The sequence below is a fragment of the Serratia sp. BNK-12 genome, assembly GCF_047456085.1.
GTDB lineage: Bacteria > Pseudomonadota > Gammaproteobacteria > Enterobacterales > Enterobacteriaceae > Serratia > Serratia liquefaciens.
Genome location: NZ_CP179896.1, coordinates 3,996,791 through 4,015,550 on the forward strand (window position 1 = coordinate 3,996,791; position 18,760 = coordinate 4,015,550).

Annotated in this window: 17 protein-coding genes and 1 tRNA gene; 8 read left to right on the plus strand and 10 right to left on the minus strand. The window is 55.6% G+C overall.

Annotation, left to right across the window (positions count from 1 at the left end; all coding sequences use genetic code 11):
- Window positions 1–25: 25 nt before the first annotated feature.
- The 5 genes from ACMGG1_RS18675 to ACMGG1_RS18695 all read right to left on the minus strand — a co-directional run bounded on the left by ACMGG1_RS18675 (window position 26) and on the right by ACMGG1_RS18695 (window position 4,960).
- A complete protein-coding gene (locus ACMGG1_RS18675; protein WP_128864447.1) occupies window positions 26–1,204 on the minus strand; it encodes an acetyl-CoA C-acyltransferase in 1,179 nt (392 codons plus the stop codon).
- 9 nt (window positions 1,205–1,213) lie between these two features.
- Window positions 1,214–2,104 carry an SDR family NAD(P)-dependent oxidoreductase gene (locus ACMGG1_RS18680; protein WP_128864446.1) on the minus strand — a complete coding sequence of 297 codons (891 nt, stop codon included), beginning with the start codon at window positions 2,102–2,104 and terminating at the stop codon, window positions 1,214–1,216.
- Between the two features lie 14 nt (window positions 2,105–2,118).
- Window positions 2,119–3,654, minus strand: coding sequence for a class I adenylate-forming enzyme family protein (locus ACMGG1_RS18685; protein ID WP_128864445.1), 1,536 nt, complete (start codon window positions 3,652–3,654; stop codon window positions 2,119–2,121).
- Between the two features lie 787 nt (window positions 3,655–4,441).
- Window positions 4,442–4,518, minus strand: a tRNA-Arg gene (locus ACMGG1_RS18690).
- Between the two features lie 145 nt (window positions 4,519–4,663).
- Window positions 4,664–4,960, minus strand: a complete 297-nt coding sequence (locus ACMGG1_RS18695; RefSeq protein ID WP_128864444.1) for a hypothetical protein — start codon at window positions 4,958–4,960, stop codon at window positions 4,664–4,666.
- A gap of 414 nt (window positions 4,961–5,374) precedes the next feature.
- On the opposite strand from ACMGG1_RS18695, the gene folD reads away from it, so the two are divergent.
- Together folD and ybcJ are read left to right on the plus strand one after the other, a co-directional pair.
- Window positions 5,375–6,241 (plus strand): bifunctional methylenetetrahydrofolate dehydrogenase/methenyltetrahydrofolate cyclohydrolase FolD, encoded by an 867-nt coding sequence (gene folD, locus ACMGG1_RS18700; RefSeq protein ID WP_020825565.1) that lies wholly within the window; start codon window positions 5,375–5,377, stop codon window positions 6,239–6,241.
- Between the two features lie 10 nt (window positions 6,242–6,251).
- Window positions 6,252–6,464, plus strand: a complete 213-nt coding sequence (ybcJ, locus tag ACMGG1_RS18705) for a ribosome-associated protein YbcJ (RefSeq protein ID WP_012005606.1) — start codon at window positions 6,252–6,254, stop codon at window positions 6,462–6,464.
- A 68-nt stretch (window positions 6,465–6,532) separates the two neighbouring features.
- Here ybcJ and cysS read toward each other — a convergent pair whose 3' ends face one another.
- A complete protein-coding gene (gene cysS, locus ACMGG1_RS18710; RefSeq protein WP_142815766.1) occupies window positions 6,533–7,918 on the minus strand; it encodes a cysteine--tRNA ligase in 1,386 nt (461 codons plus the stop codon).
- A gap of 309 nt (window positions 7,919–8,227) precedes the next feature.
- Between cysS and ppiB the strand changes: the two genes are divergently transcribed.
- The 4 genes from ppiB to purK all read left to right on the plus strand — a co-directional run bounded on the left by ppiB (window position 8,228) and on the right by purK (window position 11,210).
- Window positions 8,228–8,722, plus strand: coding sequence for a peptidylprolyl isomerase B (gene ppiB, locus ACMGG1_RS18715; protein ID WP_020825563.1), 495 nt, complete (start codon window positions 8,228–8,230; stop codon window positions 8,720–8,722).
- 10 nt (window positions 8,723–8,732) lie between these two features.
- Window positions 8,733–9,455, plus strand: coding sequence for a UDP-2,3-diacylglucosamine diphosphatase (gene lpxH / locus ACMGG1_RS18720; protein ID WP_020825562.1), 723 nt, complete (start codon window positions 8,733–8,735; stop codon window positions 9,453–9,455).
- Window positions 9,456–9,621: 166 nt separating this feature from the next.
- Window positions 9,622–10,146: a 5-(carboxyamino)imidazole ribonucleotide mutase gene (gene purE, locus ACMGG1_RS18725; RefSeq protein ID WP_020825561.1), complete on the plus strand. Its 525-nt coding sequence runs from the start codon at window positions 9,622–9,624 to the stop codon at window positions 10,144–10,146.
- Window positions 10,143–11,210: a 5-(carboxyamino)imidazole ribonucleotide synthase gene (gene purK / locus ACMGG1_RS18730; RefSeq protein WP_020825560.1), complete on the plus strand. Its 1,068-nt coding sequence runs from the start codon at window positions 10,143–10,145 to the stop codon at window positions 11,208–11,210. Before purE ends, purK begins: the two co-directional genes overlap by 4 nt.
- 65 nt (window positions 11,211–11,275) lie before the next feature.
- On the opposite strand, the gene galE is transcribed toward purK, so the two are convergent.
- The 4 genes from galE to ybbA all read right to left on the minus strand — a co-directional run bounded on the left by galE (window position 11,276) and on the right by ybbA (window position 17,294).
- Window positions 11,276–12,292, minus strand: coding sequence for a UDP-glucose 4-epimerase GalE (gene galE, locus ACMGG1_RS18735; protein WP_142815767.1), 1,017 nt, complete (start codon window positions 12,290–12,292; stop codon window positions 11,276–11,278).
- A gap of 73 nt (window positions 12,293–12,365) precedes the next feature.
- Window positions 12,366–13,772, minus strand: a complete 1,407-nt coding sequence (locus ACMGG1_RS18740; protein ID WP_217330893.1) for a sugar porter family MFS transporter — start codon at window positions 13,770–13,772, stop codon at window positions 12,366–12,368.
- A gap of 406 nt (window positions 13,773–14,178) precedes the next feature.
- Complete coding sequence (gene ybbP / locus ACMGG1_RS18745; protein ID WP_414160927.1) at window positions 14,179–16,611, minus strand: putative ABC transporter permease subunit YbbP; 2,433 nt, start codon at window positions 16,609–16,611, stop codon at window positions 14,179–14,181.
- Window positions 16,608–17,294, minus strand: coding sequence for a putative ABC transporter ATP-binding protein YbbA (ybbA, locus tag ACMGG1_RS18750; protein ID WP_020825556.1), 687 nt, complete (start codon window positions 17,292–17,294; stop codon window positions 16,608–16,610). The genes ybbP and ybbA overlap by 4 nt, the downstream gene beginning before the upstream one ends.
- Between ybbA and tesA the strand changes: the two genes are divergently transcribed.
- Window positions 17,265–17,903: a multifunctional acyl-CoA thioesterase I/protease I/lysophospholipase L1 gene (tesA, locus tag ACMGG1_RS18755; RefSeq protein ID WP_044548763.1), complete on the plus strand. Its 639-nt coding sequence runs from the start codon at window positions 17,265–17,267 to the stop codon at window positions 17,901–17,903. The two genes, ybbA and tesA, sit on opposite strands and share 30 nt — an antisense overlap.
- A 25-nt stretch (window positions 17,904–17,928) precedes the next feature.
- Window positions 17,929–18,705: an SDR family oxidoreductase gene (locus tag ACMGG1_RS18760; protein ID WP_046374326.1), complete on the plus strand. Its 777-nt coding sequence runs from the start codon at window positions 17,929–17,931 to the stop codon at window positions 18,703–18,705.
- The last annotated feature ends 55 nt before the right edge of the window (window positions 18,706–18,760 follow it).

Below are 18,760 nucleotides of genomic sequence, written 5' to 3' on the forward strand. Positions count from 1 at the left end.
TTAACTTCTGAGTGAGGCGCCGCTCTCAATAGATTTCGAATAAACCGGCAGCCCCCATTCCTCCGCCGACACACATCGTCACTACGGCGTAGCGCTCGCCTCTACGCTTCCCTTCAATCAGCGCATGCCCCGTCATCCGGGCGCCGGACATGCCGTAGGGATGACCTATTGCAATAGCGCCGCCATTAACGTTCAACCTGTCGTCCGGAATACCCAGCCTGTCTCGGCAATAGATCACTTGCACTGCAAATGCCTCATTGAGCTCCCATAACCCGATATCATCAATCTTTAGGCCATTGCTCTGCAGCAATTTAGGCACCGCGGCAACGGGGCCAATTCCCATCTCGTCCGGATCAACCCCCGCTACGGCCATACCAACATAGCGACCTAACGGCTGCAGGCCTCTGCGTTCGGCCTCCTTGGCTTCCATAAGCACCAGCGCACAGGCACCATCGGAGAGTTGGCTAGCGTTGCCAGCGGTAACATTTTTGCCGGGTCCCTTGACGGAATAAAGGGCACGCAAATCGTCCAGGGTACTTTCTGGACGATTGCCTTCATCACGTTCCAACAAGACCTCTTTATAGGCCAATACGCCGGTCTCCGTGTCGTTGTAGGCCATCAAAGCGCGCATAGGAACAATTTCCTTGTCGAACAACCCTTCTAACTGCGCTGCTGCCGTTCGTTGCTGGGAGCGTAACGAGTATTCGTCACAGGATTCCCGGCTGATCTCATAACGCTTCGCTACGATGTCAGCCGTATCCACCATCTGCATATAGGCAGTTGGGTACAGCGAAAAAAGCTCCATGTCAGGCTCAATTCGCATCCGATCAGTCTGCACCATCGAGATGGATTCCACACCTCCGGCAACGGCAATACTCATACCATCGACAATGATTTGCTTGGCCGCCGTAGCAACCGCCATAAGGCCCGAAGCGCACTGGCGATCCAACGACATACCTGAAACCGACGTGGGTAATCCGGCGCGCAATGCAGCCAGGCGGCCAATGTTCAGCCCTTGCACTCCTTGCTGCAACGCAGAACCGAGTAACACATCATCCACTTCACTACCAACAATCCCTGCTCGCTCGACAGCGTGTTTAATTGCATGCCCAGCCAGTGTTGCAGATGGGGTGGCATTAAAAGCCCCCCGATAGGCTTTGCCAATCGGGGTTCGGGCTGTGGAAACAATAACGGCATCACGCATAGTAGATTCTCACTGGTTATTTTCGGTTTGTGAACGGAAAGCGGCGATGAGTTCTTGATGAATCTGCGCAGTGGCAGACTCAGGAACCTGCTCAGACTCGCGATCGCCGATCACTTGCCAGTCGGCGAAAATACGGTTGGTGACATGGGCGTCACTGCCTAAAAAGCGCCCACCGGTCAACGTTATATAGGCGCGGGCAAAATTACCCGCGCCTGCGCAAACAATAGCCCTGGTCGGGGCGCACTGCGAAACCAGCGGCAGGAGTGCCGGACTCACTGCCTCAGGCTGCAATACACGCTTTGCTTGCGGTACCAAAAGCCCATCGCTCATAGCGGTCGCTGCCGTAGGCGCCAAACAATTCACCAAAATATTGCTCTTGGCTCCTTCCAGTGCCAGTGTTTGCATCAGCCCCACCAGACCCATTTTCGCCGCTGAATAATTGGCCTGCCCGAAGTTGCCATATAGACCGGAAGAGGACGTCGTGAATACGATGCGCCCATACTTTTGGCGATGCATAGGCTCCCATACGGCCTTGGTACAAATCACGGACCCCATTAGATGTACGTCCAACACGGAGCGAAAATCATCCAAAGTCATTTTGACAAAAGTCTTATCCCGCAGGTTACCTGCATTGTTGACCAGAATATCGACTCTCCCCCACCGCTCCATCGTGTCTGTAACCATGGCCCTTATTTTCTCCTCATCGGTCACAGAGGCCTGGAAACTAATGGCTTCTCCCCCCGATGAATTGATTTCTTCGGCAACCTTGTCGGCACCCGGCCCAATATCATTTATCACAACTTTGGCACCGTGACGGGCTAGCAGATGTGCGTGGGCACGACCAAGCCCGCCACCGGCGCCGGTGATAATCGCAACACGATCCTGCAGGTCGGGTTTCATAGTTCAATTCCTTATCATGCTAATGAGGTGGGGTGCTCGGTCAGAAAGAGCGCGCGCAGTTCACGTTTAAGTACTTTTCCTATCGCGCTAAGAGGCAGTTGAGCAATTGCCTGTGCGCCGGATAAACGCTGTGTCTTGCCCATGCGCTCATTAACCCAAGTGATGACTTCATTAGGGCTGAGCGAGTGGTTTTTAGGCACGTAGAAGGCGTAGGGAGTTTCTCCCCATTTAACCGAGGGAACACCTATAACCGCGCAATCTGCAACGAAGGGATGTAACCGCAAAACTGCTTCTATATCTGATGGATATATATTAAAACCGCCGCTAATGATCATGTCCTTAATGCGCCCAAGCAGGGTCAAAAAACCCTCATCATCGAAACGCCCAAGGTCACCATGCCGTATAAATCTATCGCCATTTGCATCAATCCAGATGGCTTCCCGGGTCGTGTCCGGGCGCCCGTGATAACCGGCCATCATCATATTAGAACGCCCCACGACCTCACCGATCTCTCCAGAATTGACCTCATTCCCTTGTGCATCAATCAAGCGAATTTCGCAGCCAAGCACAGGCTGACCGACCGTGTGGAGTTTATCAGGGTGTTCATTTGCCAAGAGGACGCAGCTCCCCCCTCCTTCTGTCATCCCGTAAATTTCGAGCAAGGCGCCTGGCCAACGGCGGATGACATCGGCTTTTAACTCGGGAGAAAAAGGTGCCCCCGTACATGATTTAAAAATAAAACTACCAAGATCAAAATCGTCGAATTTTGTTGAAGCCATAATTCGTTGATACTGCACAGGAACCAGCATGGTGTGGGTAGCTCGTGAATTCTGCGCTTCAACTAAATATTCATAAGCATCGAATTTGCCCATCAACACCGCAGTCCCCCCGTAGGCAAGCGACGGCAGCAAACAGACTAATGTCGTATTGGAATAGATCGGCGTGGCGATCAAAGTGACCGCAGAGTCACATCGCGGAACAATCTGCCCATATGCCGCTATTTGACTCCAACGCATACCATGCGTATGGATAATTCCCTTTGGCGTACCCGTGGTTCCTGATGAATAGATGATGTTAAAAGGATCTGCCGGCGATATTTCCACATGCGTAACAGCAAACTCTTCAGGGGCTAACCAGCTATCGAAGTCGTCAAGGTTAGCGACCTTGGCGCCAATCGATGGCAACCCCTGAAGAAATTCGTTATCCAAAAAGACTAAAGGAATACATGCGTCTGCAATGACCGAGGCGATTTGCTCGGGTGACGACGATAGAGCGACGGGGACAGCGACACAACCGGCACTAATAACGCCAAGAAGAGCTAACGTGGATAGCAATGGATTGGACGAAGCGATAGCAATAGCAGTGCGCGGAGGGATTTTATTATACTGTATCGCTGCCAAAATCTGTTCAGAATAACGCTGCAATTCTTTATATGTAACAACGATGTCCTTGTAGCGTAAAGCGATAGCGCCAGAACGTTCGTTTGCATGAATCGAGATCAGCTCAGATAGCGGTGAAAACTTACTTTTACCAAGGTGAAATGTTGTCATGAAAAGAATCCTCATCATCAATTCACTCACTATCGGTATGCATTTAAATTTTGACTAGTCACTGTAATGAAATCAGGCGTTTCAAAAATGAAACCATCAAGATAAAATCAGATAATAAAACCAAAAAAACAACGCTACAATCTCTCATATAAAAATAACAAACGGGAAATTGCCAATAAAAATGAACCAAACTAATGAATACCACCATCGCCACCCGATATATCTTTAAATAAAATTACTGACTTTTTGATAGAGCGAGGGTGAAAACCCATTGACTGAAAAAATCTTCTTTTAAAATCCCGACACAGGGTGAAAATCGTCTCGCTGTGTATTTACATACTTGCGATAAACATAATAAACATGGAATTAAGTGCTCTCACGAATACGCAGGCGAAGTGCACTATTTCGGAAAAACCGCCGCTAAGGAAAGTGAATGTCATGCCAGAATCTTATTTCTGAATGGAGAGTGATTTATGCTCAAGGTAAGAAAACTCTATGACTAAAGTCACAAACAGCCTAAACCACCAGTATTTCGTAGGTTAAGTGTTACCGACAAATACAGGCTGCCACATCGGTGTGGCTTGTATTCTTTTTATTTGGGTTTGTCGTGTATTTAGTGGCATCAGAGGCCTCTAATCGAGATGAGCACCCTCTAAAGCCCCCAGATACCACTTGATTTGGCTTTAACTGAGTTGACCTCGATAGCGCTCGTGACAGAAAAAATCAGTAATTTCAGGGAATATAAAGGAGAAAAAGCGAATTCAGTAGAGGTGTGTTGACTTCGAAATGGTACGCCCTACAGGGCTCGAACCTGTGACCTACGGCTTAGAAGGCCGTTGCTCTATCCAACTGAGCTAAGGGCGCATTGGGATGCGGCAACCGGGAGTTGCGGGTTGGATTATACGGTCAGAGATCATTGAGTCAATGCCTTTTCATGACGTTACGTCAGCAGCCGTGCTTTATGATGAATTTTCAGTCATTACCGCCGCCCTGCATTGAGTTAACCGCGTCATTTCCCTTGGGTTAAGTCCGGTAACAGGCTGCTGTTACGCTGTACCAGGCCGGCATCAGCCTGTTCTGGCATACGATCCGACTGTTGCTGTTCTGCCGGACGCTGCAGGCAAACGCGAGCCGAGCGCACCATCGCGTTGATGTTTCCCCAATCGGCATGCTGGGCCGCCAACGGGTTGCAAGCCGCCGATAACGGCTGCAGTAAAGCTGCGCTAACCGGTGCGGCATTTAACGAAGCCTGCGCCATTGGCCCCCATACCAGCAGCATAAAACCCATCCCTTTGATGTTTCTCATGCACGCAGCCTCCGGCACAATGCGCCCAGGCGCGTTCTCCATGAAGGCGGCGTTTTGTGTGCGGCAAGCTGATGCAGGGCAATCAGCTGCGCAACGTCAGCCGGATGCAAGGACGAATCGAATACCGTTTCCCCCACGTGTCTTGGTTGGCATGCCTGGCTATCAACAGGCAGGTGTAAAAAGTGCAACCGGGTAATGAGCATCATGATTTTGACTCCCGTCCTCAGTGTGAATAGCCACAGCTTACGCAGCGAGCGGTAAAAAAGGCGTAGAGGATCCTGACGTTGGCATAAAAAAAGCGTAAATCACACCTGGCAAACACCGTCGATCGCGATTCAGCGCCTGACAGCGCGCTCCGCTTCTGACAAAATAGCGTCATCCCCCGCTTTTCTTAATTGATGGATTTCCTCACTGATGTCAGCAAAGATTATTGATGGTAAAACGATTGCGCAGCAGGTTAGAAACGAAGTGGCTGAGCAAGTTAAACAACGTCTGGCCGCCGGAAAACGCGCTCCGGGCCTGGCTGTCGTATTGGTTGGCGAGAACCCCGCCTCACAGATTTACGTCGCCAGCAAGCGCCGCGCCTGTGATGAAGTGGGCTTCCTCTCCCGCTCTTACGATCTGCCTGCCACCACCAGTGAGGCTGAACTGCTGGCGCTGATCGATCGGCTGAACGCCGACGGTGAGATCGACGGCATTTTAGTGCAGCTGCCGCTGCCGGCCGGTATCGACAACGTCAAGGTGCTGGAGCGTATTCATCCGGATAAAGACGTCGACGGTTTCCATCCGTACAACGTTGGCCGCCTGTGCCAACGTGCGCCAAAACTGCGCCCCTGCACCCCACGCGGTATCGTCACCCTGCTTGAGCGTTACAACATCGATACCTATGGCCTGAATGCCGTCGTGGTTGGCGCGTCCAACATCGTCGGCCGCCCAATGAGCATGGAGCTGCTGCTGGCCGGGTGCACCACCACCGTAACCCACCGTTTCACCAAGAACCTGCGCCACCACGTTGAAAACGCCGATCTGCTGGTCGTGGCGGTCGGCAAACCGGGCTTTATTCCGGGCGACTGGATAAAACCTGGCGCTATCGTGGTGGACGTCGGCATTAACCGTCTGGAAAGTGGTAAAGTGGTCGGCGACGTGGATTTTGACGCCGCAAGCGAACGCGCCGCCTACATTACTCCGGTTCCGGGTGGCGTGGGTCCAATGACCGTTGCTACACTGATCCAAAATACCTTGCAGGCCTGCGAGGAATATCACGACGTTCAACCTAAATAAGTAAGGCAGTATGGAAACTTTTAATCTGGATAATCACCCGCACGTCGAACTGTGCGACCTGCTCAAATTCCAGGGCTGGTGTGAAAGCGGCGGTGCCGCCAAAGAAGTCATCGCCGATGGGCAGGTGAAAGTGAACGGCAAAGTCGAAACGCGCAAACGCTGCAAAATCGTTGCCGATCAGGTCGTGGAGTTTAACGGCGGTAAGGTTGTAGTTAAGCCGTAATCCCCGCTCCATAGAAAAAGGCGCTGAAGATTAACTCAGCGCCTTTTTTGTTTGTAGCCTAAAGCGGATTACTTACGGCGCCAGGTGGTTCCCTGCGGGCCATCTTCCAGCACGATGTTCATCTCATTCAAGCGATCGCGCGCGGCATCCGCCAACGCCCACTCTTTGGCTTTACGCGCATCGTTACGCTGCTTGATCAAGGCTTCGATCTCCGCCACTTCACTATCATCGACCTGTGCGCCGCTCTGCAGGAACTGTTCAGGTTCCTGCTGCAGCAGACCGAGCACCTTCGCCAGCTTGCGCAGCTCTGCAGCCATGCCGTTCGCCGCCGTCATGTCTTCAGCTTTCAGACGGTTAACCTCACGCGCCAAATCAAACAGCGCCGAGTAAGCTTCCGGCGTGTTGAAGTCGTCGTCCATGGCTTCACGGAAACGGGCTTCAAACACGTCGCCGCCGGCCGGTTGGGCGTTGGCATCAGTGCCACGCAGCGCAGTGTACAGGCGTTCCAGAGCGGTACGGGCCTGCTTCAGATTCTCTTCGCTGTAGTTCAACTGGCTGCGATAGTGGCCGGACATCAGGAAGTAACGCACGGTTTCAGCGTCGTAGTAACCCAGCACGTCGCGAATAGTGAAGAAGTTATCCAGGGATTTCGACATTTTTTCTTTGTCGATCATCACCATACCGGAATGCATCCAGTAATTGACGTACGGGCCGTCGTGGGCGCAGCTCGACTGGGCAATTTCGTTCTCGTGGTGCGGGAACATCAGATCGGAACCGCCACCGTGGATATCAAAATGGGTGCCAAGCTGCTTGCAGTTCATGGCAGAACATTCAATGTGCCAACCCGGACGCCCTGCGCCCCAAGGCGACGCCCAGCTCGGTTCGCCCGGCTTGGACATCTTCCACAGCACGAAGTCCATCGGGTTGCGTTTCACGTCGTCGATTTCTACGCGCGCACCGGCCTGCAACTGATCCAGATCCTGGCGTGACAGCAAACCGTATTGCGGATCGCTGTCGATGGAGAACATCACGTCGCCGTTGCTGGCTACATACGCGTGATCGCGATCGATCAGGCGCTGGGTGATCTCAATAATCTCGGCGATATGCTGGGTCGCACGCGGTTCAATGTCCGGTCGTTCGATCAGTAGAGAATCGAAGTCGGCGTGCATCTCCGCCAGCATGCGTGCGGTCAGTTGATCGCAGCTTTCGCCATTTTCAGTCGCGCGGCGGATAATTTTGTCGTCAACGTCGGTAACGTTACGCACATAGTTCAGCGAGTAGCCGAGATAGCGCAGATAACGTGCCACCACGTCGAAAGCAACGAAGGTACGCCCATGTCCGATATGACACAGGTCATAGATGGTTACCCCGCACACGTACATGCCCACTTTACCGGCATGAATGGGTTTAAATTCCTCTTTTTGACGACTCAGGGTATTAAAAATCTTTAGCATCGGGACATTCCGTGGTGTGCGTGATAACAAAAATGATAACCAGGGTTAAGGTTGTTCACCCAGCAGCGTATTGAAACCCGAAGCCTGATCTAATGCAAGGTTAAGGCCGCGCTTTGCTGAGCTCAGAGGTGGAAAACGGTGATAAATCAGCGATTGCCACAGATGTTATAATATAACAAATTGCGATTTACCACAGCCTGAGCGCGGTTTAGCCGCTGCTGACTCATTACAGGAGATATGTTATAACGGCGGTCTGATAGTTCACTCGCTCCATGTGACATCTCACTTCATCTTGTTAGGACTAAAACTATGGTTACTTTCCACACTAATCACGGCGACATCGTTATCAACACCTTCGCGGACAAAGCACCGGTTACCGTTGAAAACTTCCTGAACTACTGCCGTGACGGTTTCTACAACAACACCATTTTCCACCGTGTTATCAATGGCTTCATGATTCAGGGCGGCGGTTTTGAGCCGGGTATGAGCCAGAAAGACACCAAAGCCACCATCAAGAACGAAGCCAACAACGGTCTGAAAAACACCATCGGTACCCTGGCAATGGCGCGTACCAACGATCCACACTCCGCGACCGCACAGTTCTTCATCAACGTAGCAGACAACGACTTCCTGAACTTCCGCGGCGAAAACGCCCAGGGTTGGGGCTACTGCGTATTTGCTGAAGTGGTTGAAGGCATGGACGTGGTTAACAAGATCAAAGCCGTGAAAACTGGCCGCAGCGGCATGCACCAGGACGTACCGGTAGAAGACGTGATCGTCACCAGCGTTACCGTCAGCGAGTAATCGCAGCTGAATGAACACGCTGTTCATTGCAGATCTGCACTTAAGCGCACAGGAACCGGCAATTACTGCCGGTTTTCTGCGTTTTTTGCGGCAAGATGCCATACACGCCGAAGCCCTGTACATACTCGGCGATCTGTTCGAAGCCTGGATCGGCGATGACGATCCCGAACCGCTGCATGCTGAAATCGCCGCGGCGCTGAAAACGCTGCAACAGGCGGGCGTGCCCTGCTACTTTATCCACGGCAACCGTGATTTTCTGGTGGGCAAGCGCTTTGCCCGTGCCAGCGGCATGCAACTGCTGCCGGAAGAAAAGGTGCTGGACCTGTATGGCCGCAAAATCCTGATCCTGCACGGTGACACGCTGTGTACCGACGATCGGGCCTACCAACAGTTCCGCCGAAAAGTACACAACCCACTGATTCAAAAATTGTTCCTGGCAATGCCTTTACGCTGGCGCCTTAAGATCGCCGCTAAAATGCGTGCCCGCAGCCGGCAAAGCAACCAATACAAATCGGACGCCATCATGGACGTCAACCCGCAGGCGGTTGAGCAAACCATGCTGAACCACCAGGTTCACTGGATGATCCATGGCCACACGCATCGTCCGGCCGTGCATGAGCTGACGCTGAGCAACGGCAAAGCTCACCGTTTAGTGCTGGGTGCCTGGCATGAAGAAGGCTCGATGATCAAAGTCAGCGCCGACGCCGTCGAACTGATCCAATTCCCTTTCTAAGCTTCTGACTTCACGCGCGGGTATAAAAATTCGCGCTTTTGACGATCAAAACCGGCGACGCAACCGTTTTCCTTGCCGTTCGCTCATGGTATGCTCTACGCCCTCATTCGGCCTCCCGCCGCAGGCAATCGGCCGTCGTTTGTACAATTACAGGAGCCTTACACCCATGGGAGCCAACGCCGCTTCAGCCACTCACGCTGAGGTTAAAATCGCAATTGTAATGGGATCGAAAAGTGACTGGGCCACCATGCAGTTTGCGGCCGAAGTCCTGACCTCACTCGACGTCCCGTTCCATGTCGAAGTCGTTTCCGCTCATCGCACGCCAGACAAGCTGTTCAGCTTTGCCGAACAGGCAAGCGCCAAGGGTATCGACGTGATCATTGCCGGTGCGGGCGGTGCTGCGCACCTGCCGGGTATGCTGGCGGCGAAAACCCTGGTGCCGGTGCTGGGTGTGCCGGTGCAAAGCGCTGCCTTGAGCGGCGTGGACAGCCTGTATTCCATCGTGCAAATGCCGCGCGGTATTCCGGTAGGCACCCTGGCGATCGGCAAGGCCGGCGCCGCCAATGCTGCACTGCTGGCAGCGCAAATTCTGGCGTTGCATGACGCTGAGTTGGCGCAACGCCTGGCCGATTGGCGTCAGGCGCAGACTGACGAGGTGCTGAATAACCCGGACCCGCGGGAGGAAGCATGAAGCCGGTTTGCGTACTGGGTAACGGTCAACTGGGGCGTATGCTGCGCCAGGCCGGTGAGCCGCTGGGGATCGCCGTCTATCCGGTTGGCCTCGACGCTGAGCCGGAAGCGGTACCTTATCAAAACAGCGTGATCACCGCCGAAATCGAGCGTTGGCCGGAAACCGCGCTGACGCGTGAGCTGGCGACCCACAACAGCTTCGTTAACCGCGATATTTTCCCCCGTCTGGCGGACCGCCTGACGCAAAAACAGTTACTCGATCAGCTCGGCCTGGCCACTGCCCCCTGGCAGTTGCTGACCGACGTCGCCGAGTGGCCGCAGGTTTTCGCGACCCTGGGCGAACTGGCTATCGTTAAACGTCGCGTCGGCGGTTACGACGGCCGGGGTCAGTGGCGTCTGCGCCCAGGTCAGGAAGCCGAACTGCCGGCCGATGCCTATGGCGAATGCATCGTCGAACAGGGGATTAACTTCTCCGGCGAGGTCTCATTGGTCGGCGCACGCGGACACGACGGTAAATCGGTGTTCTATCCGCTGACCCATAACCTGCATGAAGAAGGCATTCTGCGCACCAGCGTGGCGTTGCCGCAGCCCAATCCTGCGCTGCAACAGCAAGCTGAACAGATGCTGACGGCGATCCTTGATGAACTGAACTACGTCGGCGTCATGGCGATGGAGTGTTTTATCGTTGGCGATCGTCTGCTGATTAACGAACTGGCGCCTCGGGTCCACAACAGCGGCCACTGGACGCAAAACGGCGCGTCTATCAGCCAGTTCGAACTGCACCTGCGTGCCATTCTCGCCCTGCCGCTGCCGAAGCCGGTCGTGAGCACCCCGTCGGTGATGGTCAACCTGATCGGTACCGCGGTAAATCAGCAGTGGCTGGCGTTACCGCTGGTGCATCTGCACTGGTACGAGAAAGAGGTGCGCGAGGGCCGCAAGGTTGGGCATCTCAACCTGAACGATCCCGACGCCGGTGCGTTGCAACAGGCATTGCAGGCTTTGGCGCCGCTGTTACCGGCCGAATACCAAAGCGGTTTGGCCTGGGCGCAACAAAAGCTGGCTTAAGCGTTACGTCGCACTAAAAACAAAGGGTTCAGCAAGCTGAACCCTTTTTTACTGTCGATGAAAAACTATTGGCGGTAGCCCTGCGGGTTTTTACTTTGCCAGTTCCAGGTATCGCGCATCATCAGATCAAGGCCGCGTTGCACTTGCCAGCCCAGCTCCTGTTTCGCCAGGCTGGCATCGGCCCAGAAGGCAGGCAGATCGCCCGCACGGCGCGGTAAAATCTGGTAGGGAATGGTTACCCCCGAGGCTTTCTCAAACGCCTGCACCATTTCCAACACCGAATACCCTACCCCAGAGCCCAAATTATAGGCTTTGAAACCGGCGATCAGTTTTAAGTGGTCCATCGCCGCCAGGTGGCCCTGAGCAACATCCATCACGTGAATGTAATCACGCACGCCGGTGCCGTCTTTGGTCGGGTAATCGCCGCCGAACACGCTCAGGCTTTCACGCTGGCCAATAGCGACCTGCGCGATATACGGCAGCAGGTTATTGGGAATGCCGCTGGGATCTTCACCAATCAGCCCCGACTCATGGGCGCCTACCGGGTTGAAGTAGCGTAGCGCGATAATCGAAAATGCCGGTTCGGCCTTGGCAAAATCCTGCAGGATCTGCTCCACCATCCATTTTGAGGTACCGTAAGGGCTGGTAGTGCCGCCAATCGGCATATCTTCGCGATAAGGCACCGGCGCATTTTCACCGTACACCGTGGCGGAGGAGCTAAAGATAAACCGGTGAACGCCGGCCTGACGCATCGCTTCCAGCAGGACCAACGTGCCCGTCACGTTGTTTTGATAATACTCCAGGGGTTTCTGGGTCGACTCCCCTACCGCTTTCAGACCGGCGAAGTGGATCACCGAAGCAATCTGCTGCTCGTTAAAGATCCGCTGCAAGCAGCCTGCGTCCTGTATATCACCCCGATAGAACTTTGCGGCTTTGCCCGTCAGCTGCGCTACGCGTCGCAAGGACTCTTCAGACGCATTGACCAAATTGTCCAGCACCACCACATCTTCACCCCGTTCCAGCAGCGCCAATACGGTGTGCGAACCAATGTATCCTGCACCGCCGGTCACCAAAATCGCCATAATATCCTCCTGTCGTCAGCATCTGGCGTTAACGCCAGATGCCTGAACGAATATCCTATGCCCAGCCTGTCGGCTAGCGCGAACCAATATTGCGTAACGGTTTACCGGCCATCAGATTGCGTTCGATATGCTCCAGCGAGATATTTTTGGTTTCCGGAATCAACGCCAGCGTGATGAAGATAAATACCAGGTTAAGCGCTGCGTACACCCAGAAAGTGTGCGCGCTACCCAGCGAATTGAGCATGGTCAAGAACGTCGCCCCGACGATCATGTTGGCAATCCAGTTGGTGGCAGTAGAACAGGTTATGCCAAAATCGCGGCCTTTCAGCGGCTGGATCTCTGAACACAGCACCCAAATCAGCGGGCCGGCGCTCATGGCAAAACCGACAATAAACATCAGCAGCATGATGATGGCAAAGTATTGCTCGGCCGGCGAGGTCATGCCCACATTCATCATGGTCCCCAGCGCGCCCATGCCCGCCGCCATGACGACAAAGCCCAGCGTCAGCGTCGGTTTGCGCCCCCAGCGGTCAACCAACCCGATGGCAATAAAGGTCGCCAGCACGTTAACCAGGCCGACAACCACCGTCCCCCACATCTGCTGTGCGGTACTGGCAAAGCCCGCCAGGCCAAAAATTTTCGGTGCGTAGTACATGATGACGTTCATCCCGGTGAACTGTTGCATCACCTGCAGCAGGACGCCAAGGAACACGGCGCGGCGGAAGTTTTTATTGTCTTTAAACAGCGCCCAGCCGCTCTGTTTCAGCTTAAGGCTTTCGCGAATTTCATTCAGTTCGTGCTGCGCCTGAGCGCTGGTATCACGCAGCTTTTCCAATACCTGGCGCGCCTGCTCATGGCGATTGCGCGAAGCCAGCCAGCGCGGGCTATCCGGCAAGAAGAACACGCCGATCAACAGCAATACCGCAGGGATGGTGATCACGCCCAGCATCCAGCGCCAGGCGCCGGTATAGCTGAATGCGGTATCCGACAGGTAGGCCGCCAGAATGCCAATGGTAATCATCAACTGATACATCGAGATCATGCTGCCGCGAATTTTCTCCGGGGCAATTTCAGACAGATAAATCGGCGCGGTATAAGAAGCCACCCCCACCGCCAGTCCAAGCAGCACGCGAGAAATCAGCAAGATTTCCACGTTGGGAGCCGCGGCTGAGCACAGTGAACCAACGACAAACAACACGGCGCCAATCATCAGGCTGTATTTACGCCCGATACGGAAGTTCATCCAGCCACTGCCCACGGCGCCGACCGCCGCCCCAAACATCATTGAGCTGACCACCCACTCCTGCTGGGAGCTGGTGATGTTAAACGAGTCGGTGATAAACGGCAGAGCACCCGCAATAACCCCGATATCCAGACCGAATAGCAACCCAGCCAGTGCGGCCAGAAAACAGACGAAAAAAGTCATCCCTGCATTGCTCTGGCTCTTTTCAGCCGCCGACACTTTGACGGTAGTACTCATACAGCCTCCAAACGATAACGTGCTTAAGTTGCCCGTATGATAGGAGGCAATTCGCCAGAGAGAAGTGAGTGCGATCACATTAGTGGAAACGATTACATTTATTATTTGTTTAGATAAAAACAGAAACACAACCTTAAAAACAACACTCACCACTGATTTTAAAGGCTAAACATAAGCATTCATGCCCTAATATGGCGGTGACAGCAATATCATTTTACCTTGACCGCTCCCAATAAATTGAGTAACCCGAAGGAAGAGTGTAATCGATTTCACGCAGAGTTCGGCCAAGAGGATGGCCGACAGATCGAGGCAGGGATTGAAAGCGGTAGTGTTAACGAGAAACGGGTCGTGCGGAGAGTAACGTCGACCGGCCCCTGACAATGGGCCGGTCGATAACCTGAAGGAACTAGCCGTCGTAGCTGCGGAACAGCGCCTGACCACGTAGCAAACGCACGCCCAGCCAACCGCCACACAGCGACAGCAACAGCGCGCTGAGCAACGGCAGTGCCCACCACAGCACCGGTGTCGGTGCCCACGGGAAGTCAAACACCTGGCTTTGCAACAGCCACAGTGCCGCCTCGGCGCCCACCGCAGCGGCGATGCCCGCCACCAGCCCCAGCAGGGCAAATTCACACCACAGCGTACTGCGCAACAGGCGCTTGCCTGCGCCCAGCGTGCGATACACCACCAACTCCTGACGTCGCTGACGCATCCCCACCTGCACCTGAGCCATCAGCAACAGGCCGCCACACAACACCACCAGCACCACCATCACTTCCAGTGCACGGCTGACCTGCTGCAGCACGCCGCCCACCTGTTTGAGGATCGAGCCGATATCCAGCAGGCTGAGCGTCGGGAACTGACGGTTGAGCTGGGTTAACATCTGGCCGTCCCCGTCATAGCGGAAACTGGTGAGCCAGGTTTGCGGCTGACCGTCCAGTGCACCCGGCGGGAAGATAAAGTAAAAGTTCGGCTTCAGACTTTCCCAATCCACCTGCCGCAGGCTGGTCACCTTGGCGCTGAACGACTGGGTATCGCCACTGAAGGTCAGCGTATCGCCCAGCTTGATCTTGAGCCGCCCGGCAATACCCTGATCCATCGACACTTCGCCGGTCTTAGGCGGCCAACTGCCCGCCAGCAAAGGATTGTGCGCCGGCAAATCCGCCAGCCAGGTCAGGTTCAGTTCGCGATTCACCGCTTCACCGCCCGGATCGTCCTCGTGCACCCGTTCGGTCGCCACCTGCTGGTTAATCTCGGTCAGGCGAACACGGACAATCGGATAGTAGGTCTCAGGTGCAATTTGATGCTGTTGCAGGAAAGTCTTCACCTGCGGCACCTGCGCTTCGGTCAGGTTCAACAGGAAGTAGTTTGGGCTGTCCGGCGGCAGTTGTTGCTGCCAGCGCTCGAGCAGATCGCCACGCAACACCAGCAATAACGCCAACAGCATAAACGACAGCGAAAAGGCCGCCAGTTGGCTCACCGTCACCCAAGGCTGATGCAACAGACGGTTAACCGCCAGACGCAGCGCCAGGTTTTTAAGCGTAATACGGCGCAGCAGCAGCAGGCTGCCCCAACCGATAGCGCCCAACAGCAAGGCCAGCACCAGAATACCGGCCAGGATCGACCACAGCAGCGTGCTGGCGCCCATCAGCGCGGTCAGCAACGCTACCACAATCACCGCCGTCACCGGCAGGAAGTAGCGCAGCCGCCAGACGTTAGCCACCACATCGCGGCGCAGCACCCGCAGCGGCTGAGTCGCCAACAGCTGCCGGTATGGCCGCAGCCCCACCAGCAGCGAAATCATCAGCAACGCGCCGATCGCCCACAGCCACGGCCAGGTCCCGGCGGCAGGCAGCTCCCCCGGCAACACCGGAGCCAGCAGGCGGATCAACACCGCCTCAAATCCCAACCCGATAATCCCCCCGCATATCGCAGCCAGCAGGATCACCGCCAGCCACTGGCCGACAATCAGCTTACGCAGCGCACTACGACCGGCACCCAGCGTTTTCAGCACCGCGATCAGATCGTAACGACTGCGGCAATAGTGGCTCATCGCCACCGCTACGGCGGCAATCGACAGCAGCAAAGTCAGCAATGCGGACAACAGCAAGAACTGCTGCGAACGCTGCAGCGATTTGCCTAATGCGCTGCCGGATTCCTGCAGTCCGAACCAGCGCTGATCCGGCCCAAGCTGCGGCGTCAGGCGATCTTCGTAACGCTGAATATCCTGCGCAGCTCCGGCAAACATATAACGGTAGGTCAGGCGACTGCCCGGCTGCACAGCCCCGGTTTTATCCACGTCCGCCAGATTGATCATGATACGCGGCGCGGTCTGGAAGGGGTTAAAGCCGGAATCCGGCTCCTGAATGATTTCACCGGCAATCCGCAGTTGGGTGTCGCCCACGTCCAACGTATCCCCCACCTTTACGTTCAACAGCGCCAGCAAACGCGGTGCGACCAATACGCTGCCCGGCGTCAGCTTGGCATTAGCCGGACGGGTCTCCAGCTTGCCGTACAGCGGATAGGCCAGATCGGTGGCCTTCACGTCCGCCAATTGCGGCCGGTCTCCGGCGTAGGTCATGGTGGTGAACGACAGTTGCCGGCTGACCTTCAGCCCCTGCTGCTGCGCATCCAGCAGCCAGCCTTCCGGTACCGGCCGGGCGCTGCGCAGCACACGGTCACCGGCGATAAAATCGCGGCTCTGTTGGCTCAGGCCCTTGTCCATACGATCGCTGATGCTGCCCAATGCCAGTACGCAGGCCATCGACAGCGTCAGCGCCAGCCAAACGATCAGCAGCGACGGCGAGCGCCACTCGCGCCAGAACCAGCGCCAGATCATGCTTCCTCCCACAGCTTGCCTTCGCGCAGGCGCAGCCGCCGCTGGCAGCGCGCCGCCAGGGTTTCATCATGAGTGACCAGGATTAAGGTGGTGGAGAAATCGCGGTTGAGTGAAAACAGCAAATCGGCGATGCGCTCGCCGGTCTGGCGATCGAGATTGCCGGTCGGCTCATCGGCGAACAGCACCCGTGGCCGCCCGCTAAACGCCCGCGCCAGCGCCACCCGCTGCTGTTCGCCACCGGAGAGCTGCGCCGGCAAATGATCAAGGCGCTTGCCCAAACCCAACTGTTCCAACAGTTGCACCGCCTGCTCACGGCTCTGGCGGTCACTTTCACCGCGCAGCAGCGCCGGCAACTGCACGTTTTCCAGCGCATTGAGCGTCGGTACCAGCATAAATGATTGAAATACAAAGCCGACATTTTTGGCACGCAGCGCGGCGCGGCCCTCTTCGTCCAGCGCGGTCAGCGATTCGCCCAACAAATGCACCTCCCCTTCGCTGCCGTCGTCCAGCCCGGCGAGGATCCCCAGCAGCGTTGACTTGCCCGAACCGGACTCGCCAATCAGGGCAATTGTCTGCGCGGGTTTGACAACCAGCTCGACTCCGGTAAGGATGGAGAGCTGATGCTCACCCTGACCAACGTGTTTACTAAGATGATGAACTTCAAGAACGTTTTCCGCTGGCATCTTCCCTTCCTTTTGCTGTTGGGATTATTCAGTTTACGCGCTGTCGCCGCCGATACCCTGTTGATTTTAGGCGACAGTTTAAGCGCCGGTTATCGCTTGCCGGTGGCGCAGGCCTGGCCGACGCTGTTGGCCGATCAATGGCAGAAAAAGCCGGGCGATCCGCAACTGGTCAACGCCAGTATCAGCGGCGACACCGCTGCACAGGGGCTGGCCCGCCTGCCCGAATTGCTTAAACAGCACCAGCCGCGCTGGGTGCTGATTGAATTGGGCGCCAATGATGGTCTGCGAGGTTTCCCGGCACAGGACCTGCAGCGCGATCTCGGCCAAATCATCACCTTGGTACAGCAGGCCGGCGCACAGCCGCTGCTGATGCAGATCCGCATCCCGCCCAACTATGGCCGCCGTTATACCGAGGCCTTCAGCGCGGTTTACCCTCAGTTGGCTAAACAGTTCAACATTCCGCTGCTGCCGTTCTATATGGAACAGGTGGTGGTAAAAGCGGAATGGATGCAGGATGACGGATTGCATCCCAATAAGGATGCCCAACCGTTTATCGCCACCTGGATGGCGGAACGTCTGGAACCTCTAGTAAAACATGAGTCTAACTAAATAGCGTTGTACACTAGGTAAAGTTATGCAAAAAGCAGTGTTGATAACCGGCTGTTCCAGCGGGATTGGATTGATTGCGGCACAGGATCTGCGTAACCGTGGCTACCGCGTGCTGGCCGCCTGCCGCAAACCGCAGGACGTGGAAAACATGCGCCAGCTTGGGCTGGAAGGCATTGAGCTGGATCTGGACGACAGCGACAGCGTCGAACGTGCCGCCGCACAGGTGATCGAACTGACCGGCAATCGGCTGTACGGCCTGTTCAACAACGGCGGCTTTGGTGTTTATGGACCGCTGAGCAGCATTTCGCGCCAGCAGTTGGAACGCCAATTCGCCACCAACCTGTTTGGCACCCATCAGTTAACCCAGTTGCTGTTGCCGGCGATGCTGCCGCACGGCGAGGGGCGCATTATTCAGACCAGTTCGGTGATGGGGCTGGTTTCCAGCGCCGGACGCGGTGCCTATGCCGCCAGCAAGTTTGCGCTGGAAGCCTGGTCCGATGCTCTGCGTATGGAGCTGCACGGTACCGGCATTCAGGTCAGCCTGATTGAGCCCGGCCCCATCTCCACCCACTTTACCCAGAACGTCAATCAGGCGCAGAGCGACAAACCGGTGCATAACCCCGGTATTGCCAAGCGCCTGACGCTGCCGCCGGAAGCCATTTTGCCCAAATTGCGCCACGCGCTGGAAAGTCCAAGGGCTAAACTGCGTTACCCGGTGACCCTGCTGGCGCACGCGCTCAGCGTATTGCGTCGCATCCTGCCGGGCCGCTGCCTGGACTGGCTGCTGCGCAGCAACGGTTAATTGGGCCGGCGGGGTTGAAGAACGCCACTCCGCCCCCATTTAAAAGCCAATGGCT